At 72.0% G+C, this 23907-nt stretch carries 24 protein-coding genes; 21 read left to right on the plus strand and 3 right to left on the minus strand.

Annotated features, from left to right (window positions below; genetic code table 11):
- Positions 1–67 precede the first annotated feature (67 nt).
- On the minus strand, positions 68–508 hold the full coding sequence (locus AB0J36_RS16625) for a MarR family transcriptional regulator (RefSeq protein ID WP_357131086.1): 441 nt from the start codon (positions 506–508) through the stop codon (positions 68–70).
- 26 nt (positions 509–534) lie between these two features.
- Complete coding sequence (locus AB0J36_RS16630) at positions 535–2247, minus strand: alkaline phosphatase D family protein (RefSeq protein WP_363660828.1); 1713 nt, start codon at positions 2245–2247, stop codon at positions 535–537.
- A gap of 83 nt (positions 2248–2330) precedes the next feature.
- On the opposite strand from AB0J36_RS16630, the gene ftsY reads away from it, so the two are divergent.
- The 21 genes from ftsY to AB0J36_RS16735 all read left to right on the plus strand — a co-directional run bounded on the left by ftsY (position 2331) and on the right by AB0J36_RS16735 (position 22525).
- Positions 2331–3512, plus strand: a complete 1182-nt coding sequence (gene ftsY / locus AB0J36_RS16635; RefSeq protein ID WP_357131081.1) for a signal recognition particle-docking protein FtsY — start codon at positions 2331–2333, stop codon at positions 3510–3512.
- Between the two features lie 6 nt (positions 3513–3518).
- Positions 3519–4382: an aminoglycoside phosphotransferase family protein gene (locus tag AB0J36_RS16640; RefSeq protein WP_357131078.1), complete on the plus strand. Its 864-nt coding sequence runs from the start codon at positions 3519–3521 to the stop codon at positions 4380–4382.
- A gap of 275 nt (positions 4383–4657) precedes the next feature.
- Positions 4658–6067: an ammonium transporter gene (locus AB0J36_RS16645; protein ID WP_357131075.1), complete on the plus strand. Its 1410-nt coding sequence runs from the start codon at positions 4658–4660 to the stop codon at positions 6065–6067.
- 25 nt (positions 6068–6092) lie between these two features.
- Positions 6093–6431, plus strand: coding sequence for a P-II family nitrogen regulator (locus AB0J36_RS16650; RefSeq protein WP_007456507.1), 339 nt, complete (start codon positions 6093–6095; stop codon positions 6429–6431).
- A 17-nt stretch (positions 6432–6448) separates the two neighbouring features.
- Positions 6449–8725 carry a [protein-PII] uridylyltransferase gene (locus tag AB0J36_RS16655; RefSeq protein ID WP_357131072.1) on the plus strand — a complete coding sequence of 759 codons (2277 nt, stop codon included), beginning with the start codon at positions 6449–6451 and terminating at the stop codon, positions 8723–8725.
- 512 nt (positions 8726–9237) lie between these two features.
- Entirely contained in the window at positions 9238–10416 is a 1179-nt protein-coding gene (locus tag AB0J36_RS16660; protein ID WP_357393022.1) for a sensor histidine kinase, read from the plus strand.
- Positions 10413–11069: a response regulator transcription factor gene (locus AB0J36_RS16665; protein ID WP_357131066.1), complete on the plus strand. Its 657-nt coding sequence runs from the start codon at positions 10413–10415 to the stop codon at positions 11067–11069. Before AB0J36_RS16660 ends, AB0J36_RS16665 begins: the two co-directional genes overlap by 4 nt.
- 109 nt (positions 11070–11178) lie before the next feature.
- Positions 11179–12732, plus strand: coding sequence for a signal recognition particle protein (ffh, locus tag AB0J36_RS16670; protein WP_357131063.1), 1554 nt, complete (start codon positions 11179–11181; stop codon positions 12730–12732).
- A gap of 79 nt (positions 12733–12811) precedes the next feature.
- Positions 12812–13891, plus strand: coding sequence for an amidohydrolase family protein (locus tag AB0J36_RS16675; RefSeq protein WP_357131060.1), 1080 nt, complete (start codon positions 12812–12814; stop codon positions 13889–13891).
- A 333-nt stretch (positions 13892–14224) separates the two neighbouring features.
- The gene (gene proS, locus AB0J36_RS16680) at positions 14225–15631 is read left to right on the plus strand and encodes a proline--tRNA ligase (RefSeq protein WP_357131057.1); all 1407 of its coding nucleotides are present in this window, start codon (positions 14225–14227) and stop codon (positions 15629–15631) included.
- A gap of 74 nt (positions 15632–15705) precedes the next feature.
- Positions 15706–16353, plus strand: a complete 648-nt coding sequence (locus tag AB0J36_RS16685) for a DUF402 domain-containing protein (protein WP_357131054.1) — start codon at positions 15706–15708, stop codon at positions 16351–16353.
- Positions 16354–16583: 230 nt separating this feature from the next.
- Positions 16584–17054 carry a 30S ribosomal protein S16 gene (gene rpsP / locus AB0J36_RS16690; RefSeq protein WP_355051573.1) on the plus strand — a complete coding sequence of 157 codons (471 nt, stop codon included), beginning with the start codon at positions 16584–16586 and terminating at the stop codon, positions 17052–17054.
- A 1-nt stretch (position 17055) separates the two neighbouring features.
- Positions 17056–17289, plus strand: coding sequence for an RNA-binding protein (locus tag AB0J36_RS16695; RefSeq protein ID WP_013284588.1), 234 nt, complete (start codon positions 17056–17058; stop codon positions 17287–17289).
- Positions 17289–17846, plus strand: coding sequence for a ribosome maturation factor RimM (gene rimM / locus AB0J36_RS16700; RefSeq protein ID WP_357131050.1), 558 nt, complete (start codon positions 17289–17291; stop codon positions 17844–17846). Before AB0J36_RS16695 ends, rimM begins: the two co-directional genes overlap by 1 nt.
- A gap of 11 nt (positions 17847–17857) precedes the next feature.
- Positions 17858–18631 (plus strand): tRNA (guanosine(37)-N1)-methyltransferase TrmD, encoded by a 774-nt coding sequence (gene trmD, locus AB0J36_RS16705; protein ID WP_357173285.1) that lies wholly within the window; start codon positions 17858–17860, stop codon positions 18629–18631.
- A gap of 143 nt (positions 18632–18774) precedes the next feature.
- A complete protein-coding gene (gene rplS, locus AB0J36_RS16710) occupies positions 18775–19131 on the plus strand; it encodes a 50S ribosomal protein L19 (protein WP_030335223.1) in 357 nt (118 codons plus the stop codon).
- A 181-nt stretch (positions 19132–19312) separates the two neighbouring features.
- On the plus strand, positions 19313–20182 hold the full coding sequence (lepB, locus tag AB0J36_RS16715) for a signal peptidase I (protein ID WP_355051576.1): 870 nt from the start codon (positions 19313–19315) through the stop codon (positions 20180–20182).
- 10 nt (positions 20183–20192) lie between these two features.
- Entirely contained in the window at positions 20193–20828 is a 636-nt protein-coding gene (gene lepB / locus AB0J36_RS16720) for a signal peptidase I (protein WP_357131043.1), read from the plus strand.
- Between the two features lie 55 nt (positions 20829–20883).
- Positions 20884–21399 (plus strand): NUDIX domain-containing protein, encoded by a 516-nt coding sequence (locus AB0J36_RS16725; RefSeq protein WP_357173335.1) that lies wholly within the window; start codon positions 20884–20886, stop codon positions 21397–21399.
- Complete coding sequence (locus tag AB0J36_RS16730; RefSeq protein ID WP_363660829.1) at positions 21393–22205, plus strand: ribonuclease HII; 813 nt, start codon at positions 21393–21395, stop codon at positions 22203–22205. The genes AB0J36_RS16725 and AB0J36_RS16730 overlap by 7 nt, the downstream gene beginning before the upstream one ends.
- Complete coding sequence (locus tag AB0J36_RS16735; RefSeq protein ID WP_018218957.1) at positions 22202–22525, plus strand: DUF2469 domain-containing protein; 324 nt, start codon at positions 22202–22204, stop codon at positions 22523–22525. The genes AB0J36_RS16730 and AB0J36_RS16735 overlap by 4 nt, the downstream gene beginning before the upstream one ends.
- Positions 22526–22561: 36 nt before the next feature.
- Here the strand turns inward: AB0J36_RS16735 and AB0J36_RS16740 are convergent, their stop codons facing one another.
- Positions 22562–23722: a sulfite oxidase gene (locus AB0J36_RS16740; RefSeq protein WP_357173291.1), complete on the minus strand. Its 1161-nt coding sequence runs from the start codon at positions 23720–23722 to the stop codon at positions 22562–22564.
- Between the last annotated feature and the right edge of the window lie 185 nt (positions 23723–23907).

A 23907-nucleotide genomic window follows, 5' to 3' on the forward strand; every position in this document is an offset into this window, starting at 1 on the left:
GCCTTGACGCTTTGGTTGCCTCAAGCAACAACTGGGGAGAAGGTGACAACATTCCCCACGTCACGGGTCATCTCCAGGAATCGTTGAACCGGCCGAGGAGCCGAGCGAACTCCTCCACGTCCCGGGCCGGCCAGTCGTCCAGCGCCCGCAGGAACTCGCCCAACCGGGCGGACCGGGCCACGTCGAACCGTCGCTGGCCCTCCTCGGTGAGGCTGATCTGCGCCGCCCGCCGGTCACTCGGGTCGGGCTCGCGGTGCACCAGGCCGAGTGCCTCCAACCCGTTGATCTGCCGGCTGAGCGTTCCCTTGCCCACGCCGAGCCGCGCCGCCAGCTCGGTCAGCCGGATCGACCCGCTGCGCCGCAACCAGAGCAGCAGCCCGTAGGTGTTCGGTTCGAGGGTCGGGTGCACCTCGCGGGCGATCTCCCAGGAGACCGCCCGCCCGCGACGCAGCAGCGCGGTCAGCTCGTGCTCGACGGCCCGGATCGGTTCCGGCTGATGCTCGCTCACGGCCTAGAGAGTACGGCGAGGCCCGGTCACCCGTCGCCGGAGAGGCGGCGGCTCATCACCGGGCGTAGGTGCCCGTCGCTGGTCGTACCCTCGATGATCACCTCAGCCTGCCGGCCCCGGTGGGTCAGAGTGGCGACCGCATTGCCGAAGTAGGGCCCGGCCAGCTTGCGCCAGCGCACCCCCGGCCGCCGGACACCCGCCGAGCGGGCCAGCGCCCGGGTGGCCCCCGCCGGGCCCGACGACCAGCCCATCTTCATCAGCGGTCGGATGCCGGCCGGCACCTGGTTGTGGATCGGCGAGCAGGTGAGCTGGTGCACCGGCGTGACCACCGCGGGGTCGGCGAACCGGGCCCGGGCCACGTACGAGTGGTGCACGTCCCCGGAGAGCACGCTGATCGACGCCGGTGGGGCGTACGCCGGGCCGGCGCCGACCCGTGCGCCGGGCGCTCTCGGCGTGCCGGTGCCGATCCGGGCGAACGTCTCACCGAGCGCCTCGAAGGACCGTCGGAACGCCGCCCAGTGCTCCAGATCGAGAGCCCGGCGCAGCTTCTCGGCCGTCCGGGCCACCCACGGCCGGCGCGAGTCGGCCAGCTTCTCGTTCCACGCCTCGATGTGGTGGATGCCCTGGGGCAGCAGCCAGGGCAGCGAGGCGCCCACCACGAGGTGGTCGTAGACGCCGTGGGCCTGGTCCAGGAACCACGACCACTCACCCGGCGGCAGCATCGCCCGGCTGCCCGGCTCGAGCACCCGGCTGCACCTGTTGTCGAGCATGACCAGTCGGGTACGCCCCAGGTCGAGCGCGTAGCTCCACTGGTACTGCACGGCCCGCCAGCGCTCGGTGTCGTGTGCCAGGTCGGCCTCCTGGTCGACCCGGTGCCCGAACTCGCGCAGCACGCCGGTGGCGTCCTCGGCGGCGACGACCTTGGCGAAGACCGGGTCGGCGGCGATCTCGTCCGGCGCGAGGTTGCCCAGGTGCTGGTAGACCCAGTACGAGGCCAGCCCGCTGCCGATCCGTTCGGCCCACCACGGCTGCTCGCGCATCTCGGCACGCCACGACGCCGAGGTGTTCCAGTCGTCGATGATCTCGTGATCGTCGAAGATCATCACGCTGGGCACGGTGGAGAGCAGCCAGCGGATCTCCGGATCACGCCACGACTCCAGGTAGAGCTTCGTGTACTCGTCGAAGCTCACCACCTGGTCGGCCGGAGCGCCCTTCGGCCGCCGACGGCGTCGGCGCAGCAGCCGACGCACGGTCGGTGAGGTGACATCGGCGTACACCTGGTCACCGAGGAGCACCAGCAGGTCCGGCAGCGGGTTCGACTCCGGGTCCGCCATCGACCGCCGGGCGTACGCGTCCAGGGCGTCCGGCGGGAGCTTGCGGGTGGTGGCGTGCTGGGTGGTCTCGCGACACGAACCGAAGATCAGGTTGACCGGCTGGTCCAGGTCGTCGACCGCCCGGGTACGGATGACGCTGGGCGGGAAGCCGCTGCTCTCCACGGGCCACACCAACTCGTCGTCGACCAGCACCTCGTACGTGGTGGTGCTGTCCGGGGTGAGGCCCTCCACCACGACGAGGGCGTAGTGGTGGTCGTACGCCGAGAAGGTGGGCGCGGTGCCGGTGGCGCCGTCGGCGGTGCGGACGGTGACCACGGCGGGCGCGGCGGTCTCCACCCAGATCGTCGCCCGAGTGTCGACCACTCGCCGCAGAAGTGGGCCGATCAGGAGGTGTGCGGCGGGCATGACGCGAGCCTACCGCCGGTTTCCGGACACCGGCCGGGTGCGGTGGCTGGGACGGCGTCGCCGGCATCTGACAGGATTCCGGCATGGCCGAATATCTCGTCCTCGCTCTGGTCCTGCTCGGTGTGCTGATCGTCGGCACAGTCGGGCTGGTCGTGCCCCGTCTGCGGCGGCGGCCCGAGCCTCCGCTGCCGCGCACCGAGGTCGACACCCGGGCCGAAGAGGATCTCGCCGGTCCGCCGGTCGAGGCACCAGAGTCCGATCTGTCCACCGGTGTCCTGGTCGAGCCGCCGCCGGTGCTCGAACCGCAGGTCGAGGTCCCCGAGCCGACCGCCGGGCGGCTGGTCCGGCTCCGCTCCCGCCTGTCGCGCTCGCAGAACGTGTTCGGCAAGGGCCTGCTCGGCCTGCTCGCCCGCGACCACCTCGACGAGGACGTCTGGGAGGAGATCGAGGACAGCCTGATCACCGCCGACGTCGGCGTCGACGCGACCCGCGACATCGTCGACCGGCTGCGCGAGCAGACCCGCGTGCTGGGCACCCGCTCGGCCGGTGAGCTGCGCGCGCTGCTCGCCGCCGAGCTGGTCAACGCCCTCGACCCGAGCATGGACCGTTCGCTGCGCACCGCCCCCAAGGACGGCGTGCCGGCGGTCGTGCTGGTCGTCGGCGTCAACGGCGCCGGCAAGACCACCACGTGCGGCAAGGTCGCCCGGGTGCTGGTCGCCGACGGCCGTACCGTGCTGCTCGGCGCCGCCGACACCTTCCGGGCCGCCGCCGCCGACCAGTTGCAGACCTGGGGCGAACGGGTCGGCGCGGAGACCGTGCGGGGCCCCGAGGCGGCCGACCCGGCCAGCGTGGCCTTCGACGCCGTCAAGCGGGGCATCGACACCGGCGTGGACACGGTGCTCATCGACACCGCCGGTCGCCTGCAGAACAAGGTCGGCCTGATGGACGAGCTGGGCAAGGTCAAACGCGTCGTGGAGAAGCAGGGACCGATCGACGAGACGCTGCTCATCCTCGACGCCACGACCGGCCAGAACGGTCTGGAGCAGGCCCGGGTCTTCACCGAGGTGGTCAACGTGACCGGCGTGGTGCTGACCAAGCTCGACGGCACCGCCAAGGGCGGCATCGTGATCGCCGTACAGCGCAAGCTCGGCATCCCGGTCAAGCTCGTCGGTCTCGGCGAGGGCAAGGACGACCTCGCGCCGTTCGACCCGGCGCAGTTCGTCGACGCGCTGCTGGGCACCGAGCCCGCTGGACGGGACGCGTAGTCTCGGGTGACCAGTGACGATCGCGCGTACGCGGGCTGGCGTGATCCCGGCCATTCCTCGCAGCGCCTCGGGAGACCGTACGTGACTTCGCAGGAGATCCCGCTGCACGGCGGGAACGTGAGCACCGTGGTCCGGGTCGGCGACACGGTCCGTCGCAACGCCGGGCCGTGGACCCCGTCTGTGCACGCCCTGCTCCGGCACCTGGAGTACGTCGGCTTCACCGGCGCTCCGCGGGCGCTCGGGATGGACGAGCGCAACCGTGAGGTGCTGTCGTACCTGGAGGGGGAGTGCGGGGAGTACCCGCTCGCCCCGCACTGGGTGACCGACGAGGCGCTGGTCACCGTCGCCACCATGCTGCGGATGTTCCACGACGCGCAGTACGGCTTCGCCCCGCCGACGGGGGCCGTCTGGCGCTCGTTCGGCCCTCCGCCGCCGGACACCGAGGTGATCTGCCACCACGACGCCGCCCCGCACAACGTGATCTGGCGTCCGGACGGCACCCTCGGGCTGATCGACTTCGACCTCGCCTCGCCCGGCGCGCGGATCTACGACGTGGCGTACGCGGCGTGGACGTGGGTGCCGATCTTCGCCGACCGGGACTCGATCACCCTGGGCTGGAAGCACCCGGACCGCCCGCGCCGGCTGCGTCTGTTCGCCGACGCGTACGGGTTGATCCCGCGGGACCGGCACCGACTGATCCGCACCATCCGCAAGCGGATCGTGGATCACGTCGAGGGCATCCGCCGGATGGCCGCCGCCGGTGAGCCGGCGTTCGTCCGGATCGTGCACAAGGGGCACCTGCGGCGTCCGATGCGCGACCTGCGGCTGCTCGACTACGAGCGGCACGCTCTGGAGAACGCCCTCCGCTGAGCGCGGACCGGTCGATGCTCGGCCGGGCCCGTCAAGCGGACCGGTCGATGGGCCTGGCCGGTCAGCCATCGACGTGCGCCGTCCGAACGATCCACCATTGTCCATGCCGCCGACTGTGCGGACTCCGTGACACGTACGAAACAAGCCGTCACGAATTGGAAACCCGCACGGGACCCTGGGTGAAACAGCCGGCAACAAAGCTTCCGCGCAACCGGCCTACGGGCGACGCTGCCCCGGAAAGCCGCGAAGGAGGACTTCACCTTTAGGAGGCCAGCGTGCCTGAAGCACCGACGATCGACGGCGCCAATACTACGTGGCTGCTGGTTTCGACCGCGCTCGTGCTGCTCATGACCCCGGGACTGGCGCTGTTCTACGGCGGCCTCAACCGGGCCAAGGGCGTACTCAACATGATGATGATGAGCTTCTCCGCCATCGGGCTCATCTCTATTCTGTGGTGGTTTTACGGCTTCAGCGTCGCCTTCGGGACCGACGTGAACGGCTTCTGGGGCGACCCGGGCGCGTACCTCGGCACCAAGACCTTCCTCGCCGAGACCGACCTGTGGGGCGCGACGACGGAGAACCCCAGCGGCATCGGCATTCCGCTCTACGTGTTCATGGCCTTCCAGATGGTCTTCGCCGTGATCACCGTCGCGCTGATCAGCGGTGCCATCGCCGACCGGGCCAAGTTCGCCGGCTGGCTGCTGTTCGCGTTCGGCTGGGCCACCCTGGTCTACTTCCCGGTCGCCCACTGGGTGTGGGGCGGCGGCATCATCGGCGGTGACATCCACGCGCTGGACTTCGCCGGCGGTACCGCGGTGCACATCAACGCCGGTGCGGCGGCCCTGGCCGTGGCACTGGTGCTCGGCAAGCGTCTCGGCTGGCCCCGCGAGGGCATGAAGCCGCACAACATCCCGCTCGTCGCGCTCGGCGCCGGTCTGCTGTGGTTCGGCTGGTTCGGCTTCAACGCCGGCTCGGAGCTGACCGTCGACGGGGTCGCCGGTCTCGCCTTCATCAACACCCAGCTCGCCACCGCCGCCGCGGTGCTCGGCTGGATCGCGGTCGAGTGGGTCAAGGACCGCAAGCCGACCATGGTCGGTGCCTCGTCCGGCGCGGTCGCCGGCCTGGTCGCCATCACCCCGGCCTGTGGCTTCATCGCCCCGTGGGCGTCCGTCCTGCTCGGCATCGTCGCCGGCATCGTGTGCGCGCTCGCCGTCAGCCTGAAGTACAAGCTGGGCTACGACGACTCCCTCGACGTGGTCGGCGTGCACTTCGTCGGTGGCTGGATCGGCTCGCTCTGGCTCGGCCTGTTCGCCACCAACTCGGTCAACGCCGCGATCAGCGACGTGGTCGGCGCCTCCGACGGCCTGTTCTACGGTGGCGGCGTGACCCAGCTCGGTCGGCAGGCCCTGGCCGGCCTGATCGTCACCGCCTGGTCGTTCGGCATCGCCTGGGTGCTCGCCTTCGTCATCGAGAAGACGATCGGCTTCCGCGTCAAGAACGAGGCCGAGGTCGAGGGCATCGACATCGCCGAGCACGCCGAGAGCAGCTACGACCTGTCCCCGTCCGGCGGCGGCACGGGTGGCGCGTTCGCGATGGCCGGCATCGGCACCCCCGGTGGCGCGCCGAGCACCGCCGCTCCCGAGACCGACTCCACCGAGCCGGTCAGCGCCAAGGTCGCCGGTTAACGTTCCTTAGATGGAGGGGTTGGACATGAAGCTGGTGACCGCGGTCATCAAGCCGTACCAGCTGGACGCGGTGAAGGAGGCTCTGCACGCCCTGGGCGTGGCCGGGCTGACCGTCAGCGAGGTCCAGGGGTACGGACGGCAGAAGGGGCACACCGAGGTCTACCGGGGTGCCGAGTACACGGTCGAGTTCCTGCCCAAGATCCGGGTCGAGGTGCTCACCGACGAGATCGACGTGGAAAAGATCGTGGACGCCATTGTCGGCGCCGCCCGTACGGGCAAGATCGGCGACGGCAAGGTCTGGGTCACCGGTGTCGAAGAGGTCGTCCGGGTACGTACCGGCGAACGCGGCCTCGACGCCCTCTGATCCGGACCACGACTGACATGACCTCGTTGATCAAGAAGAACGCGTCAGGAAACGCCGAGAACGGTGACGCGAACCTCTTGATCAACGAGGTCGTCGGCGTACCCGGGGGGATCGGGGAGGCCGCCCGAGTGGGGCGGGCGGCCGCGTACGACGAGTTCCTGCGTGGGCTGCTGCCCGCGCGCGACGGTGTCGCGCTGATGGCCGTCGGGGGCCTGGGGCGGCGGCAGTGCGCCCCCTACGGCGACCTCGACCTGGTGCTGCTGCACGCCGGAGTGCCCGGCACGGACGAGTTGGCCGCCTCGGTCTGGTATCCGATCTGGGACGCCGGACTGCGCCTCGACCACTCCGTGCGGACCGTCTCCGAGGCCCTGTCGGTGGCCCAGGACGACGTCAAGGTCGCCCTCGGGCTGCTCGACGCCCGCCTGGTGGCCGGCGACCAGGCCCTGGCCGACGCCCTGACCCGCACCGCCGCCGACCACTGGCGACGGACCGCCGTGCGGCAGCTCCCGGGGCTGCGTGAGATCACCGTCGCCCGCTGGCAGGCGCACGGCGAGCTGGCCTTCCTCCTCGAAGGCGACCTCAAGGAGGCCGCCGGCGGGCTGCGCGACGTGGGGTTGCTGCGCGCGATCTCCGCCGCCGGGATCACCGACGCGCTGCGTCCCGCCGTCCGCGCCGCCCACCTGCGGCTGCTGGACACCCGTGACGCCCTGCACCAGCAGGTCGGCCGCCGGGTCGACCGACTGGTCGCCCAGGAACGCGACGGCGTCGCCGCGCTGCTCGGCCTGGAGGACGGCGACGCCCTCCTGCGGCGGGTGGCCGGGGACGCCCGCACGGTCAGCCACGCCCTCGACGACGCCTTCCGCGCCGCCGACCGGCTGCGCTCGGGCCGCTCCCGGGGTGGGAACGGCAGCCCGGTACGTCGGCCCGTGGCCCGGGACGTGGTCGAGCACGACGGCGAGCTGGTGCTGGCCCGGACGGCGATCGGCGCGCGCCCCGACCCGAGCCTGTCCCTGCGGGTGGCCGCCGCGGCGGCCACCACCCGACTGCCGATCGCGCGGGCCACCTGCGAGTGGCTGGCCGCGTACTGCCCTCCGCTGCCCGCGCCCTGGCCGGCCGAGGCCCGGGCCGCGCTCACCACGCTGCTGGGCGCCGGTCCCGGCCTGGTGCCGGCCTGGGAAACCTGCGACAGGTACGGGCTGGTGGACGGCTGGCTGCCCGAGTGGACCCGGCTGCGCAGCCTGCCCCAGCACAACCCGGTGCACCGATACACCCTCGACCGGCACCTCGTGCAGGCCGCCCACGAGGCCAGCCGGCACTCCCGCGAGGTGGACCGTCCCGACCTGCTGCTGCTCGGCGCCCTGCTGCACGACATCGGCAAGGGCCTGCCCGGCGACCACAGCACCGTCGGGGTGCCGCTCGCCGAGACGGTGGCGACCCGCGTCGGGCTGCCCGCCCCGGAGGTGGCGCTGATCGGCACGCTCGTCCGGCTGCACCTGCTCCTGCCGGACGTGGCCACCCGGCGGGACCTCGCCGATCCGGTGACCATCGCGTCGGTCGCCGAGGCGGTGGGCGACACCGGCACGCTCGACCTGCTGCACGCCCTCGTCCGCGCCGACGCCGCCGCCACCGGCCCGGCCGCCTGGTCGGACTGGAAGGGCCGACTCGTCGCCGAACTGGTCGCCCGCGTCCGTACCGCCCTGGACACCGGTGTGCTGCCCGAGCCCCCGGCCCCGGACCCGGCGCTGCTGGCCGGGCCGCTGCCGGTCGTCCACCTCACCGGAGACCGGGTGGCGGTGGCCGCCGCCGACCGGCGGGGACTGCTCGCCACGGTGGCCGGCTGCCTCGCCCTGCACCGACTGGAGGTGCTCTCCGCCGACGCCTCCGTGGTCGACGGCCGAGCGCTCGTCGAGTGCCGGGTGCAACCCCGCTACGGCCTACCGGCCGACCCGGTCCCGCTCCGTGCCGACCTGCGCCGCGCGGTCGCCGGCGACGTGTCCGTCACCCAACGGCTGCGGGGTCGTGCGCTCGCCGCCCGGGGCAGCGGCGCCGCACCCCGGGTCGTCTGGCACCGCGAGGCGGCCACCGACGCCGTCCTGCTCGAACTTCGCGCGGCCGACGCCGCCGGGCTGCTCTACCGGGTGGCCGGCGCGCTCGACGAGGCGGGTGCCCTGGTCCGGGCCGCACGGATCTCGACCCTCGGCGCGGACGTCGTCGACGCCTTCTACCTCGTGGGCGGCTGGCCGGACGACGCCACCCGGGCCCGCCTGGAGGCCGCGGTCCTGGCCGCCGTCTGACCAGCGATGCGCGCCGTGCGACGGCCAGCGTTGGCAGCGGTCGCCCGCGCTGGCCGTGTTGGGCCCGCGCTGGCCGTGTTGGGCCCGCGCTGGGCGTGTTGGGCCCGCGCTGGCCGTCGTGGGTCGGCGCTCGTCGTGGGCCCTGTGAAGCCTGGGGATGCCCGCGGCCCGCATGCGCCACTTCGCGGCTGATGACTCAGTGGCATCAAGATGCCACTGAGTCATCACGCTTGTTGTAGTGCCCGCTCCCCACACTCCGGCCGCCATACGCCGCGCCCGCTCAGACGCTGCCGGCCCCTCGGGCGCCTGCGGCGTCGCCGCGCTACCGCCAGCGGCGGCATCCGTGCGTCGTCGGCTGTCGGCATCTGTGCGTCGCCGGCTCGCGGGCCCACTCGGCGGCTGGGGCCGGGATTACCTGGGCGGGGTGAGGTCGTGGCTACGTTCGGGGACGTAGCGGCGGTGCCGCTCGTGGACGCACGTCAGGAGACGTCTGCGCGGGCAGAATGACGGCCATGCGAGGGAACGGGTGGCGTGGGCGGGACGCGGTGTCGGACGCCGTGCTTGCCCTCGTGCTGCTCGGCTTCGGACAACTCGCCACCGGGCTTGCCGGGGACAACCAGCCGGGATCGATGCCGGTTGACGCCCTCTGCCGGGCACTGATCGCACTCGCCGCGCTCGCCCTGCTGCTCCGACGGCGTGCTCCCGTGGCGACTCTCGTCGTGGTTACGCTTGCCACCTCGACGTACCTGGTGCTCGGCTACCCGTACGGGCCGATTCTGCTCGCGTTCCTGCTCGCTGTGTACACCGTGGCGGTGCGACTGCCGGTGCGTCCGGCGGCGCTCGCCGGCAGCGGCGCGTTCGTGGTGCTGCTGGCGCATGTCTTCGCCTCGCGCGGCCCCGCGCCGGGCTGGACCGGAGTGCTGCCCGCGTCGGCCTGGGTGGTCGTACCGTTCGCGGTGGGTGTGGTGGTGCGGGTCAGCCGGGAGGCGGCCGCCCGTACCCGAGCCGAGGAGGCCCGTGAGCGTGCCGAGCAGGGTCGGCGGCAGGCCGACGAGGAGCGGCTGCGCATCGCCCAGGAGGTGCACGACGTGGTGGGGCACGGGTTGGCCGCGATCAGCATGCAGGCGGACATCGCCCTGCACCTGCTGCCGAAACGGCCGGAGCAGGCGGAGATCGCGCTGACCGCCATCAGCCGCACCAGCCGGGAGGCGCTGGACGAGCTGCGGGTCACGTTGGGCGCGGTGCGGCGGGGCGCGGAGCGTGAGCCCGTGCCCGGTCTGGCGCGGCTCCCCGCACTGCGCGACCGCCTGGCGGGCGCCGGTCTCGCCGTCGACCTGCGCCTGGCCGGTGACCCACGGGAGTTGCCGGCGGCGGTCGACCTGGCCGCGTACCGGGTGGTGCAGGAGGCGTTGACGAACGTGCTGCGGCACGCCGAGGTGGCGCGTGCCGAGGTGACCGTGACCTACCGGGCCGACGAGGTGACGGTCGAGGTCACCGATCGGGGCGTCGGCGTCCCGGGCCGGCTCGACGCGGCCGGCGACCTCGAACCGGCCGACGGCCGGTCCGGCGGGCACGGGCTGGCCGGCATGCGGGAGCGGGTGACGGCGTTGGGCGGGCGGCTGAGCGTCGGACCGCGCTCGGCCGGCGGGTTCCGCGTGTGGGCCCGGCTGCCGGTGGAGCCGTCCCCGTGATCCGGGTACTGATCGCCGACGACCAGGACCTGGTCCGCCTCGGGCTGCGGGCGCTGGTGGAGAGCGAGGACGACCTGGCGCTCGCCGGTGAGGCCGCCGACGGGTTGCGGGCGGTCGAGCTGGCCCGGCGGGAGCGGCCGGACGTCGTCCTGATGGACATCCGGATGCCGGGCATCGACGGGATCGAGGCGACCCGGCGGATCGTCGCCGATCCCGACCTGACCGGTACGCGGGTGGTGGTGCTCACGACCTTCGAGCTGGACGAGTACGTCTTCGACGCGCTGCGCCACGGCGCGAGTGGGTTCCTCACCAAGGACACCCGGCCGCCGGAGCTGCTGCGGGCGATCCGGCTGGTCGCCGAGGGGGAGGCGCTGCTGTCGCCGTCGGTGACCCGCCGGGTGGTGCGGGAGTTCGCCACCCGGCCGTCGCGGGCACCCCGTCCGCACCCCCGACTGGACACGCTCACCGACCGGGAACGCCAGGTGGTGGGCCTGGTCGGTGAGGGGCTGAACAACGAGGAGATAGCCGCCCGGTTGGTGGTCAGCCCGGCGACCGCCCGGACACACGTCAGCCGGGCGATGGGCAAGCTGGCAGCCCGGGACCGGGCCCAGCTCGTCGTCTTCGCGTACCAATCGGGCTTGGTTCCGGGGTGAGGCCGGGCCGCCAGCGGCCGTGCGGCCGGGCGGCTACCCTAGCGGTGGCCGGACTCCGCAGTGCCGGCCGCGTTGTGCCCGCCGGAACACTGACAAACGGGATGTTCGCGTGTTTGACACCTTGAGTGACCGCCTGTCCGGGATCTTCACCAAGCTCCGCGGCAAGGGACGGCTCACCGACGCCGACATCGACGCCACCGCGCGTGAGATCCGCCTCGCGCTGCTGGAGGCGGACGTCGCGCTGCCGGTGGTCAAGGGCTTCATCGCGGCCGTCAAGGAGCGCGCCCGCAGCGCCGAGGTCTCCCAGGCGCTCAACCCGGCCCAGCAGATCATCAAGATCGTCAACGAAGAGCTGATCAACGTGCTCGGCGGCGAGGGGCGACGACTCCAGTTCGCCAAGCAGCCGCCGACCGTGATCATGTTGGCCGGCCTCCAGGGCTCGGGTAAGACCACCCTCGCCGGCAAGCTGGCCCGCTGGCTCAAGGGTCAGGGCCACCAGCCGCTGCTGGTCGCCGCCGACCTCCAGCGCCCCAACGCCGTCGGGCAGCTCCAGGTGCTCGGTGGTCGCGCCGGGGTCGAGGTGTACGCGCCGGAGCCCGGCAACGGCACCGGCGACCCGGTGCAGGTGGCCCGCGCGTCGATCGAGCACGCCAAGCGCGCCGCCCGGGACATCGTCATCGTCGACACCGCCGGCCGGCTCGGTATCGACGCCGAGATGATGCAGCAGGCCGCCGACATCCGCGACGCCGTCTCCCCGGACGAGGTCATCTTCGTCATCGATGCGATGGTCGGTCAGGACGCCGTCCGCACCGCCGAGGCGTTCCGCGACGGCGTCGGCATCACCGGCGTGGTGCTCTCCAAGCTCGACGGTGACGCCCGTGGTGGTGCCGCGCTGTCGGTTCGCGAGGTCACCGGGCAGCCGATCCTGTTCGCGTCCACCGGTGAGAAGCTGGAGGACTTCGACGTCTTCCACCCCGACCGGATGGCCAGCCGGATCCTCGGCATGGGCGACGTCCTCACTCTGATCGAGCAGGCCGAGCAGGCCTTCGACTCCGATCAGAAGGAGAAGATGACCGCCAAGCTGATGGGCGGCGAGCAGTTCACGCTTGACGACTTCCTCGACCAGCTCATCGCGGTACGGCGGATGGGTCCGATCGCCAACGTGCTGGCCATGATGCCGGGCATGGGTCAGATGAAGGACCAGCTCGCCGAGTTGGACGACAGCCACTTCGACCGGGTCACCGCGATCATCCGGTCGATGACCCCGGGCGAGCGCAACAACCCGAAGATCATCAACGGCTCCCGCCGGGCGCGTATCGCCAACGGTTCCGGAGTCACCGTCATGGACGTCAACCAGCTGCTCAACCGCTTCGCCGACGCGCAGAAGATGATGAAGCAGATGGGCGGCATGATGGGCCTGCCCGGTGCTGGCCGCCGCAAGGCGACCAAGTCGCCGAAGAACAAGCGCAAGGGCACCAAGGGCGGCGGTCGTCCGCGTACCGGCGCCGGGATGCCGGCCGGCTTCCCGGGTGGCATGCCGCAGCTCCCGCCGGGGATGGACCCGAACGACCTGGCGGCTGGCCAGGGCCTCCCGCCCGGCTTCAAGCTCCCGAAGATCGACTTCAACAAGCTCGGCAAGGGCGGCGACAAGGGTCCGCGCTGACGCGGACCTGCCCGCGCTGACCTCCCGGAAGAACGACCTGCTCGCCCCCGACGGGGAGTGATCGGGTAGGACTGTGCGCATGGCCCTTCATGTGCGCGGCGTGCTGCTCCCCGACGACGAGGTCCGGGACCTCTGGCTGGTCGGCGAACGGGTGACCTTCACCCCGGTCCCCGACGCGGAGACCGTCGTCGACGGCGGGTTCGTGCTGCCGGGGCTGGTCGACGCGCACTGCCACCTCGGCATCGCCCGAGGTGGGGCCCCGATCACCTCGCTCGACCAGGCCCGCGAACTGGCCCACATCGACCGGGACGCCGGGGTGCTGGCGATCCGGGACGCCGGCTCGCCGTACCCGTACCCCGAGTTGGACGACGAACCCGACCTGCCGCGACTGGCCCGCGCGGGCCGGCATGTCGCCCCGCCGAAGCGCTACCTGCGGGACATCGGCGTCGAGGTCGACGCCGCCGATGTGGCCGCGACGGTGGCCGCCCAGGCCAAGGCCGGCAACGGCTGGGTCAAGCTGGTCGGCGACTGGATCGACCGTGGCGTGGGCGACCTCGCGCCGGCCTGGGACGCCGACACCCTGACCGCCGCCGTGCGGGCCGCGCACGACGCCGGGGTACGCGCCGCCGTGCACACCTTCTCCGAGGCCGCCGTCGAGATCATGGTGCGCGCCGGGGTGGACTCGGTCGAGCACGGCACCGGCCTGAGCCTCGACCTGATCGACGAGATGGCCCGCCGGGGCACCGCGCTCGTCCCCACAATGATCAACATCGCGACCTTCGGCGGGATCGCCGAACAGGCGCAAGCCAAGTTCCCCGGGTACGCCGAACACATGCTCGCGCTGCGCGACCGCTTCCCCGAGGTGGTGCGGGCCGCCCACGAGGCGGGTGTGCCGATCTACGTGGGCACCGACGCCGGCGGCGGCATCGACCACGGGCTGGCCGCCGAAGAAATGCTGCTGCTGCACGAGCGGGCCGGCATGCCCGCCGAGGACGTACTCGCCGCCGCCTCCTGGGGCGCCCGGGAATGGCTCGGCTTTCCCGGGCTGGTCGAGGGCGGTCTCGCCGACCTGACGGTCTACCCCGAGGATCCCCGCCGCGACCTGCGGGTCGTCCGTGCCCCGTCCCGCACGATCCTGCGCGGCCGAGTGGTGCGCTGACCCGTCTGCGCTGGGCCGTGCTGGGCCGTGCTGGGCCGCGCTGGGCCGCGCTGGGCCGTGCTGGGCCGCGCAAGATCCTCACAGCATCAGGGATATTGCTGCTTCCGGCGTGGCTGAGGCAGCAACATCGGTGATGTTGTGAGGATCTTGGCGTGGGCTCACCACGAGTCGGACGATCGTCGGCGGCGAAGGCCAGCGCGGTCGGATCCGCGCCCGGCAGGCGGTCGCCGGCCCAGCCGAGCAGCGCTTGCAAGGGGCGCCATGCCGCCACGCGGAGGGCGTGACGCCTCCCGGGCGCGGTGACGCCTCGCCCGGCGCATAGGATGTGCGGTCATGGCACGCGTGCTCACTCCCCGTGCGGAGGACTTTCCCCGCTGGTACCAGGACCTGATCGCCAAGGCGAAGCTGGCCGACAACGGCCCGGTCCGGGGGACCATGGTCATCCGACCGGCCGGCTACGCCATCTGGGAGCGGATGCAGGCCGAGATGGATGACCGGATCAAGGCGGCGGGCGCGGAGAACGCGTACTTCCCGCTGTTCATCCCGGAGAGCTACCTCAAGCGCGAGGCCGAGCACGTCGAGGGCTTCTCGCCGGAGCTGGCGGTTGTCACCCACGGTGGTGGCAAGCAGCTCGCCGAGCCGGTGGTGGTGCGTCCCACCAGCGAGACGGTGATCGGCGAGTTCATGGCCAAGTGGATCGACTCGTACCGGGACCTGCCGCTGCTGCTCAACCAGTGGGCGAACGTGGTCCGGTGGGAGCTGCGTCCGCGGATCTTCCTGCGGACCAGCGAGTTCCTCTGGCAGGAGGGGCACACCGCGCACGCGACCCGCGAGGACGCCCGCGCCTACGCGCGGCGGATCCTGCATGAGGCGTACGAGGACCTGATGGTCAACGTGCTGGGCATCCCGGTGGTGGTGGGCCTGAAGACGGCCCGTGAGCGGTTCGCCGGGGCGACCGCCACCTACACCTGCGAAGGCATGATGGGCGACGGCAAGGCGCTCCAGCTGGGCACCAGCCACGAGTTGGGGCAGAACTTCGCCAAGGCGTTCGACATCAGCTACTCGGCCAAGGAAGGCGGCCGGGAGCACGCCTGGACGACCTCCTGGGGCACGTCGACCCGGATGCTCGGCGGCCTGATCATGGCGCACGGCGACGACAACGGCCTGCGCGTGCCGCCGCGGCTGGCGCCCATCCAGGCGTACATCATGGTTGTCAAGGACGGCGAGGGCGTCGCGGAGGCGGCGGCCAAGCTGCGCGACGGCCTGCGCGACGCCGGTGTCCGGGTCGCGCTCGACGACCGGACCGACACCGCGTTCGGCCGCCGGGCCGTCGACGCCGAGCTGCGCGGTTATCCGGTACGCGTCGAGGTCGGTCCCCGCGATCTGGCCGTCGGTAACGCGACGGTGGTTCGTCGTACCGACGGATCGAAGTCTCCGACGCCGGTGGCCGACGTGGTCGGCGCGGTGCTGGCGGCGCTGGAGGCCGACCAGCAGGTGCTGCACGACCAGGCGCTGGCCCACCGCACGTCGCGCACGGTGGAGGTGTCGACCCTGGCCGAGGCGATCGAGGCGGCCGCCACCGGCTGGGCCATGGTGCCGTGGTCGGCGGTCGGCGTGGCCGGCGAGGCCGAGGCGAACGGCCAGGGCGTGACGGTGCGCTGCCTGCTGCGGGCCGACGGCTCGGTGCCGGACTCGGAGGACGAGCCCGACCTGGTGGCCATCCTCGCCCGCGCCTACTGAGACGTTAGGAAGGGCCCCTTCCTACCGTCTGCGGTAGAGGAAGGGCCCCCTGCTTACAGTCCGGAGGTGTTGCCGTGCGGTTTGCACCGGGTCGGCTGATCATGCACCGCAACGTGCGGCACGGCCGGATCGGCTGGGTGCGCCCGGGGCGGGTGGTCAGCGACGACGAGCGGGGCCTGCTGGTGTGGATCGCCCGGGACTCGCCGGTGGCCCACGAGGTCACCGAGGCGGGGCTGAACATGCGGGCGATGCCGTTCGCCCAGTGGGTCTCGTCGTCGTACCGGTTGGCGCACGGCCACTGGAACGGTCCGCCGCTGTTGAAGTTCCTGCCCACGGGCGCGGCGCATTCGGTGTGGTGGTTCCGGGACGCGCAGGGTCGGTTCGCCCACTGGTACGTCAACCTGGAGGAGCCCGGCGTCCGCTGGGACGACGGCTCGGTGGCCGGCGTCGACGTGGTGGACCAGGACCTCGACGTGGTGGTGCGTCCGGACCTGAGCTGGCAGTGGAAGGACGAGGACGAGTTCGTCGAGCGGCTCGCCTTCGGCGACGACTACTGGGTGACCGACGAGAAGGCGGTCCGGGCCGAGGGGGAGCGGGTGATCGCGCTCGCCGAGGCCGGCGCGTTCCCGTTCGACGGCACCTGGGGTGACTTCACCCCGCCCGCAGATTGGGACGTGCCGGACAAACTGCCCCTAGGGTGGGATCGCCCGCCGGTGCGCTGAGAGGTGTTCCGGATCACCGGTGACGTGGTGTCCGGGTCCGATGCGAACGATCGGCGTCGGATCTGGCAGAATGGGTCGCTGGTATCCGGCGCGCGTCCGGCGCCCTCTAACCCGGGCACGTCGCCAGTCCACCGAGTAGTCTCCGGCCCAACCCCACTGTGCCGGTCGGCGCTCACCCATGCACACCGCCCGTAGTGGGCCGGTGAGATCGCAACAGGAGCGAAACAACTGTGGCCGTAAAGATCCGGCTCCTGCGGATGGGCAAGATCCGCAACCCGCAGTACCGCATCGTCATCGCCGACTCGCGCACCAAGCGTGACGGCCGGGCGATCGAGTTCGTCGGGGTGTACCAGCCGAAGGAGGACCCTTCGGTCATCGAGGTCAAGTCGGAGCGGGTCCAGTACTGGCTGTCCGTCGGCGCCCAGCCGAGCGAGGCGGTGCAGCGGCTGCTGGAGCTGACCGGTGACTGGCAGAAGTTCAAGGGCCTGCCGGCCCCGCCGCCGCTGAAGGTCGCCCCCGAGCGGGCCGACCGCAAGGCGGCGTACGAGGCCGAGGCGAAGGCCGCTGCCGGGCTGGCCCCGGAGACCCCGGCCAAGCCGGCCAAGAAGGCCGCCAAGGCCGCCGAGGCGCCGGCCGCTGAGGCCCCGGCGACCGAGGCTCCGGCCGAGACCCCCGCCGCCGACGCCGGTGAGCAGGCCTGACATGCCGCTGCGTCCCGCCTTGGAGCACCTGGTCAAGGGCATCGTCGACCACCCGGACGACGTCCGGGTCCGGATGGTCGATTCCCGTCGGGGCAAGCGGCTGGAAGTCCGCGTGCACCCCGAGGACCTCGGCACGGTGATTGGGCGGTCCGGTCGGACCGCCAAGGCGCTGCGTCAGGTGATCGGCTCCATCGGTGGGCGCGGAGTACGCGTCGACATCGTCGACTCGTACTGATGCAGCTCGTCGTCGGAAGGATCGGCAAGCCGCACGGTGTCCGCGGTGAGGTCACCGTGGAAGTGCGGACGGACGAGCCCGAAGCGCGGTTCGCCCCCGGTACAGTGCTGCGCACTGAGCCGGGGGCGGTTCCGCCGCCCGCGCCGGCGGACGGGCCGGGCGTGGTGTTCCGGGTTCCGGCCGAGCTGACCATCGAGGAGTCCCGGTTCCACCAGGGCCGGATGCTCGTCGCGTTCGACGGGATCCTGGACCGCAACACCGCCGAGGCGCTGCGCGGCACCCTGCTCGTGGTGGACAGCGCCGACGTCGAGCCTCCGGAGGACCCGGAGGAGTTCCACGACCACCAGTTGGTCGGTCTGGCGGTGGTCACCCCGTCCGGCGAACGTCTGGGCGAGGTCGCCCGGATCGACCACGCGCCCTCGTCCGACCTGCTGGTGCTGCGGCGGCCCGAGGGGCGTACCGCGCTGATCCCGTTCGTCCGGGCGATCGTCCCGGAGGTCGACCTGGCCGGTGGACGCGTGATCGTCGACCCGCCGGCCGGACTGCTCGATCTTTAGGACCACCGCGCATGCGCGTCGACGTCGTGTCGATCTTCCCGGAGTACTTCGCCCCGCTGGACCTGTCGTTGATCGGCCGTGCCCGGGCCAACGGCGTACTCCAGCTCGCCGTGCACGACCTGCGGACCTGGACCCACGACGTGCACCGCACGGTCGACGACACCCCGTACGGCGGCGGCCCGGGGATGGTGATGAAGCCGGAGCCGTGGGGTGCGGCGCTCGACGCGCTCGCCCCGGCCGGGGCCGCGCCGCCCCGGCTGCTGGTGCCGTCGCCGGCCGGCGTGCCGTTCACCCAGGCCCTGGCCCACGAGCTGGCCGCCGAGCCGCACCTGCTCTTCGCCTGCGGCCGGTACGAGGGGATCGACCAGCGGGTCCTGACGCACGCCGCCACCCGCATGCCGGTCACCGAGGTGTCGCTCGGTGACTACGTGCTCTTCGGCGGCGAGGTCGCCGTGCTGGTCGTCCTGGAGGCGGTCACCCGACTGCTGCCCGGGGTGCTGGGCAACGCCGGCTCGCTGGACGAGGAGTCGCACGCGCACGGGCTGCTCGAGGCGCCGATCTACACGAAGCCGCCGAGCTGGCGCGGCCACGACGTGCCGGACGTGCTCCGCTCCGGCGACCACGGCAAGATCGCGCGTTGGCGGCGCGAGGAGGGGCTGCTGCGCACGGCGGCCCGACGTCCGGACCTGCTGGCCGCGCTGCCCCCCGAGCGGCTCGACAAACGGGACATCGCGGCGCTGGAACAGGCCGGATTTCAACCACCGCCGGGGGATGTGGCAAAGTAGAGGGGTTGCCGCATCCGTCCGCGCCCGCGGGCGGCTGCGAGGATCCCCGACCGGGGTTGGCCCGCCGACCACCACCCGGGAATCAGAATCACCCATCCGCGCATCGAGTGACGGTGCGCCGTGAGCCTTACGAGGACGCAGCGATGAACATCCTGGACGCCCTTGACGCCCAGTCGAAGCGGACCGACCTCCCCGACTTCCGTGCCGGTGACACCGTCAAGGTGCACGCGCGGGTCGTCGAGGGCAACCGGTCCCGTGTCCAGATCTTCCAGGGCGTCGTGATCCGCCGCCAGGGTGACGGTCTGCGCGAGACCTTCTCGGTCCGCAAGGTCAGCTTCGGTGTCGGTGTCGAGCGGACCTACCCGCTCAACGGCCCGGGCATCGACCGCATCGAGGTCGTGACCCGCGGTGACGTGCGTCGCGCCAAGCTCTACTACCTGCGCGAGCTGCGCGGCAAGAAGGCCAAGATCAAGGAGAAGCGGGAGAAGCAGCCCAGCTGACTTCCCGCTCGCCACGCCGCCTGAGCTGCGCGTATGCCGTACCGACCGGACCGCACTACCCTGGTCGTACGGGCGCAGCCAGGCGGTGGCCCCGCCCACGAGGCGGGCAGCCGTCCACAACCGCCCGTGGAGCCTCGACGAGGCTCCCGGGCGGTGGTGTTTCTGCGGACCGGGGAGTGGCGTGGTGCAGACGCTTGACGAGGACGGCACTGTCGATCCGTGGCGGCGGCGGGTTCGCCGCACCCGGCGTCAGATGCCCCTCTGGCAGGAACTTCCACTGCTGCTGGTGGTGGCCTTCTGCCTCGCGGTGTTGATCCGCACGTTCCTGCTCCAGGCGTTCTTCATCCCGTCCGGCTCGATGGAGGACACTCTCCTGATCGGCGACCGGGTGCTGGTCAACAAGGTCGTCTACGACGTCCGTGACCCGGTGCGCGGCGAGGTGGTGGTGTTCCGGGGCACCGACCGGTGGGCGCCGCAGGTCGACCAGCAGCCCGAGCCCGGGTTCGCCGGCAAGCTCGCCCGGACCGTCGGGGACCTGGTCGGGGTGAGCCGCCCCGGCGAGAAGGACTTCATCAAGCGGGTGATCGGCGTGCCCGGCGACCGCGTCAAGTGCTGCGACTCGCAGGGCCGGGTCACCGTGAACGGGACCCCGCTCGACGAGTCGTACGTGCTCCGCGACTCGCCACTGGACCTGCCGCCCAACCCGCAGGAGTGCCGCTCGCGGCGCTTCGACGAGGTGGTCGTACCCCCGGGTCAGATCTTCGTCATGGGCGACCACCGTGAGGTTTCCCAGGACGCGCGCTGTCAGGGGCCGGTGCCCATCGACAACGTCGTCGGCCGGGCGTTCATGGTGGTCTGGCCCTCGTCGCGCTGGGCGGCGCTGTCGGTGCCGGCGACGTTCGACGACGTGGCCGCGCCGGCCACGGCCTCGTCCGGTGTGCCGCCGACCCGCCCGTCCCCGCAGGGCGGTGTGCTGCTGATACTCCCGCTGACGGTCGCGCTGAGGGGTTCCCGCGCGTTCCGGACGGTGACGTCCGGTCCGGCAACGTAGGCTCCTTGGCGTGATTGACGAGCAGACCGACAAGCCGCGTAGCTCCTTCTGGAAGGAGCTGCCGATCCTGCTGGGTGTGGCGATCCTGGTCGCGGTGCTGGTCCGCGCCTTCGTGCTGCAGACCTTCTTCATCCCGTCCCCGTCCATGGAGAACACTCTCAAGATCGATGACCGGGTGTTGGTCAACAAGCTGGTCTACGACTTCCGGTCACCGCACCGCGGCGAGGTGATCGTGTTCAAGGCCCCCACCGAGTGGAGTGGCAACCCCGACGGCGAGGACTTCATCAAGCGGGTGATCGGCGTCGGCGGCGACCACGTGGTCTGCTGCGACCCGCAAGAGCGCCTGATGATCAACGGCAAGTCGCTCGACGAGCCGTACATCTTCTCCATCGACGGGGTCCAGGACAAGGCGGCCGACCAGGAGTTCGACATCACCGTGCCGAAGGGTCGGCTGTGGGTGATGGGCGACCACCGGTCCGCCTCGGGTGACTCGCTGGAGCACTGGCAGCAGTCCAACCAGAACATCACCGAGGCCACGATCCCCGAGAGCGAGGTCGTCGGGCGGGCGTTCACCGTCTTCTGGCCCGTCAACCGGGCCACCTGGCTGACGGTGCCCGACCAGTTCGACGGCATTCCCAAGCCGTAGAACTGGTGGGGGCGTGGGCGATCGGCCGCCCGTCTGGCAGGCTGGTGCGGTGACCGTGAGGAGTGGGCTGACGAGCCCCACAGACGCGAACGGTGCCGACCGCGTCTACATCCCTCGACGCGCGGCGCGGGTGCTGCTGGTCGACGCGGCCGGTCGGATCCTGCTGTTCCACGGCTTCGACCCGGCCCGCCCGGAGCACCGCTACTGGTTCACCCCGGGCGGCGGGCTCGACAGGGGTGAGTCTCCGGCGTCCGGCGCGGTGCGGGAGTTGGCCGAGGAGACCGGGCTGCGGGTCGATCCGGCCGAGCTGGGTGAGCCGGTCTGGTCCGACGCCACCGAGTTCCCGTTCGACGGCGACTGGTACCGCCAGGAGCAGGACTTCTTCCTGCTCCGCGTCCCGTCGTGCGAGGTCGACACCGTCGGCTTCAACGACGTCGAGCAGCGCAGCATCGCCGGTCACCGCTGGTGGCTGCCCACCGAGTTGGCCGCCAGCGGCGAGCGGTACTACCCACCGGAGCTGCCCGACCTGCTGGCCCGGCTGCTGCCGCCGGCTGCCGAGGCGTCGTGCTGACCCCGCCGCGTACCGTCGTTCGTCGGGAGGCCGGGCTCTACGCGCTGGAGCGGGCGTTGCAGCGGCGCGGCTTCCGGCACGTGGCCGGCGCCGACGAGGCCGGCAGGGGCGCGTGCGCCGGGCCGTTGGTCGCCGCCGCGGCCGTGCTCCCGGAGGGGCGGCGCGGCGAGATCGACGGGCTCGCCGACTCCAAGCTGCTCACCCCGGCCAGCCGGGAACGGGTGTACGCCGAGGTCGTGGACCGTGCCCTGGCGTACGCCGTGGTGATCATCCCCGCCGACGAGGTCGATGCCCGAGGGCTGCACGTGTGCAACCTGGCCGCGATGCGCCGGGCGCTCGCCTCGCTCACCACCCGACCGGAGTACGTGCTGACCGACGGCTTCGGTGTGGACGGCCTGGGGGTGCCGGGGCTGGCGGTGTGGAAGGGCGACCGGGTGGCCGCCTGCGTGGCGGCGGCCAGCGTGCTCGCCAAGGTCACCCGGGACCGGATCATGGTGGAGTTGGACGGGGTGTACCCGGCGTACGGCTTTGCCGAGCACAAGGGCTACATCACCCCGGAGCACAGCGCGGCGCTGCGCGAGCACGGGCCGTGCCGGGAACACCGCTTCTCGTACGTCAATGTCGCGACGGTCTCCGGCCGCGACGGCCGGCCACCGCGCGCTCGGCGACCGGCCGACCCGGGCTCGGACGAGCCGATGGGGCACTCCGGGGCGTCAGGGGGTACCGTCGGCGTGGCGTTGGGCGAGCAGCCTCGGCCTTTGACGCCCGTGGGGGAAGATGTGGTCATGGAAGGCGGAGTGCGATGAGCGCGGAAGATCTCGAGAAGTACGAGACCGAGATGGAGCTGCAGCTCTACCGGGAGTACCGCGACATTGTCCGCCAGTTCTCCTACGTGGTGGAGACCGAGCGTCGGTTCTACCTGGCCAATCAGGTCGACCTGCACGTGCGCAACTCCGACGGCGAGGTCTACTTCGAGGTCGAGATGCACGACGCCTGGGTATGGGACATGTACCGCCCTGCCCGCTTCGTGAAGAACGTCCGAGTGATGACCTTCAAGGACGTCAACGTCGAAGAGCTGGAGAAGCCCGACATCTCGCTGCCCGCCGACTCCGGCTTCGGCAACTGACCGGACCGTCGCGCCCCGGGCCCCCACCCGTGGCGGTCACTCGGCGGGCACCACGACCTCGACGCGCTGCACCAGGTTGTTGGCGAAGCCACCACGATTCCACGGCTGCTCGACCGGCTGGGTCCGCCCGGACGCGTCGGTCGCCCGTGCGCTGAGCACGTACCGGCCCGGCGTCGCCGTCCACTCGTACCGCCACCGTCGCCAGGCGAACTCCCCGCCCGTCGCCGGGTCCAGCTCGGCCTGCGCCCAGCTCGCCCCACCGTCGACGCTCACCTCCACCGCCACCACCGGCGCGTGCCCCGACCAGGCCCGACCGTCCACCGTGCACGGTCCCGCCGGCAGCACCCGGCGGCGCGTCATGAAGTCGGGAAAGCCCGGTGGGCGCACCAGGGCACGCGGCTCGATCCGGGTCACCGGCTCGCCCGGATCGTCCGCGTCACGGCGCAGCCGGTAGGCCACCGCGTTCTGGTAGCCGTCGAACGGCGTGGTCCGCACCTCGATCGAGTGCAGCCACTTGACGTGTGCCATGCCGTACCAGCCCGGCACGATCAGCCGTAGCGGAGCGCCGTGCTGCGGCAGCAGGGGAGCGCCGTTCATCTCGTACGCCAGCAGCACCTCCTCGCGCAGCGCGTCGGCCACCGGCAGCGCCCGCTGGTAGTCCTGCTCGACCCCCCGCTCGACGCCGTGATCGGCGCCGGTGAAGACGACGTCCACGGCGTCCGGGCCGAGGCCCGCCTCGCGCAGCAGGGGCGCCAGCGGCGTACCCGTCCACTCGGCGTTGCCGACCGCCTCGACCAGCCACGGCTGGCTCACCGGCCGGGGGTGCAGCAGGGCCCGTCCGTTGCCGGCGCACTCCAGGGTGACCCGGTGGGTGACCCGGGGCCGCTCGCGCAGCTCGGACAGACCGACGGTCAACGGCCGCTCGACCGCCCCGCCGACGGTGAGCGAGTGCGTCGCCGGGTCCACCTCCGGGATGTCGTAGTGGACCAGCAGGTAGTGCAGCCCGGCGGGGGTGACGTCGTAGCGCAGCGCCTCCAGCGGCAGACCGTGGTTGCGGGCCGCCAACTGCAACTCGTCGGCGCTGATCGCCTCGTCCGGCTCGGCGAGCCGGGACGGGCCGCTCACGTCCGCCACCGTCGGGCCGGAACCTTCGGCGCCGCCCGCGCGGGACGTCGTCCGATCGTCAAGAGTGGTCATGCCGGCCTCCCCGGTACAGACGGCGGCACCCGCCGTACGCGGCCCAGCCTAGGCCTTCCGCCTGCGCCGGAGGACGGATCACCCCTCCGGGGAGCGGGTGGCTCAGCGGCGGATTCGCCGGGCCAGTGACAAACATCATCGACGGTGGGGCTTGCCGATCGACGGCTGTCGTGCATGCGCCGATC

Source organism: Micromonospora sp. NPDC049662 (assembly GCF_040675055.1).
Lineage (GTDB): Bacteria > Actinomycetota > Actinomycetes > Mycobacteriales > Micromonosporaceae > Micromonospora.

Excerpts from the sequence above, each read along its gene's own strand:
- AB0J36_RS16630 (WP_363660828.1), bottom strand. The coding sequence starts at position 2,247 with ATGCCCGCCGCACACCTCCTGATCGGCCCACTTCTGCGGCGAGTGGTC.
- ftsY (WP_357131081.1), top strand. The coding sequence starts at position 2,331 with ATGGCCGAATATCTCGTCCTCGCTCTGGTCCTGCTCGGTGTGCTGATC.
- AB0J36_RS16650 (WP_007456507.1), top strand. The coding sequence starts at position 6,093 with ATGAAGCTGGTGACCGCGGTCATCAAGCCGTACCAGCTGGACGCGGTG.
- AB0J36_RS16655 (WP_357131072.1), top strand. The coding sequence starts at position 6,449 with ATGACCTCGTTGATCAAGAAGAACGCGTCAGGAAACGCCGAGAACGGT.
- AB0J36_RS16660 (WP_357393022.1), top strand. The coding sequence starts at position 9,238 with ATGCGAGGGAACGGGTGGCGTGGGCGGGACGCGGTGTCGGACGCCGTG.
- AB0J36_RS16675 (WP_357131060.1), top strand. The coding sequence starts at position 12,812 with ATGGCCCTTCATGTGCGCGGCGTGCTGCTCCCCGACGACGAGGTCCGG.
- proS (WP_357131057.1), top strand. The coding sequence starts at position 14,225 with ATGGCACGCGTGCTCACTCCCCGTGCGGAGGACTTTCCCCGCTGGTAC.
- AB0J36_RS16695 (WP_013284588.1), top strand. The coding sequence starts at position 17,056 with ATGCCGCTGCGTCCCGCCTTGGAGCACCTGGTCAAGGGCATCGTCGAC.
- rimM (WP_357131050.1), top strand. The coding sequence starts at position 17,289 with ATGCAGCTCGTCGTCGGAAGGATCGGCAAGCCGCACGGTGTCCGCGGT.
- trmD (WP_357173285.1), top strand. The coding sequence starts at position 17,858 with ATGCGCGTCGACGTCGTGTCGATCTTCCCGGAGTACTTCGCCCCGCTG.
- rplS (WP_030335223.1), top strand. The coding sequence starts at position 18,775 with ATGAACATCCTGGACGCCCTTGACGCCCAGTCGAAGCGGACCGACCTC.
- AB0J36_RS16735 (WP_018218957.1), top strand. The coding sequence starts at position 22,202 with ATGAGCGCGGAAGATCTCGAGAAGTACGAGACCGAGATGGAGCTGCAG.
- AB0J36_RS16740 (WP_357173291.1), bottom strand. The coding sequence starts at position 23,722 with ATGACCACTCTTGACGATCGGACGACGTCCCGCGCGGGCGGCGCCGAA.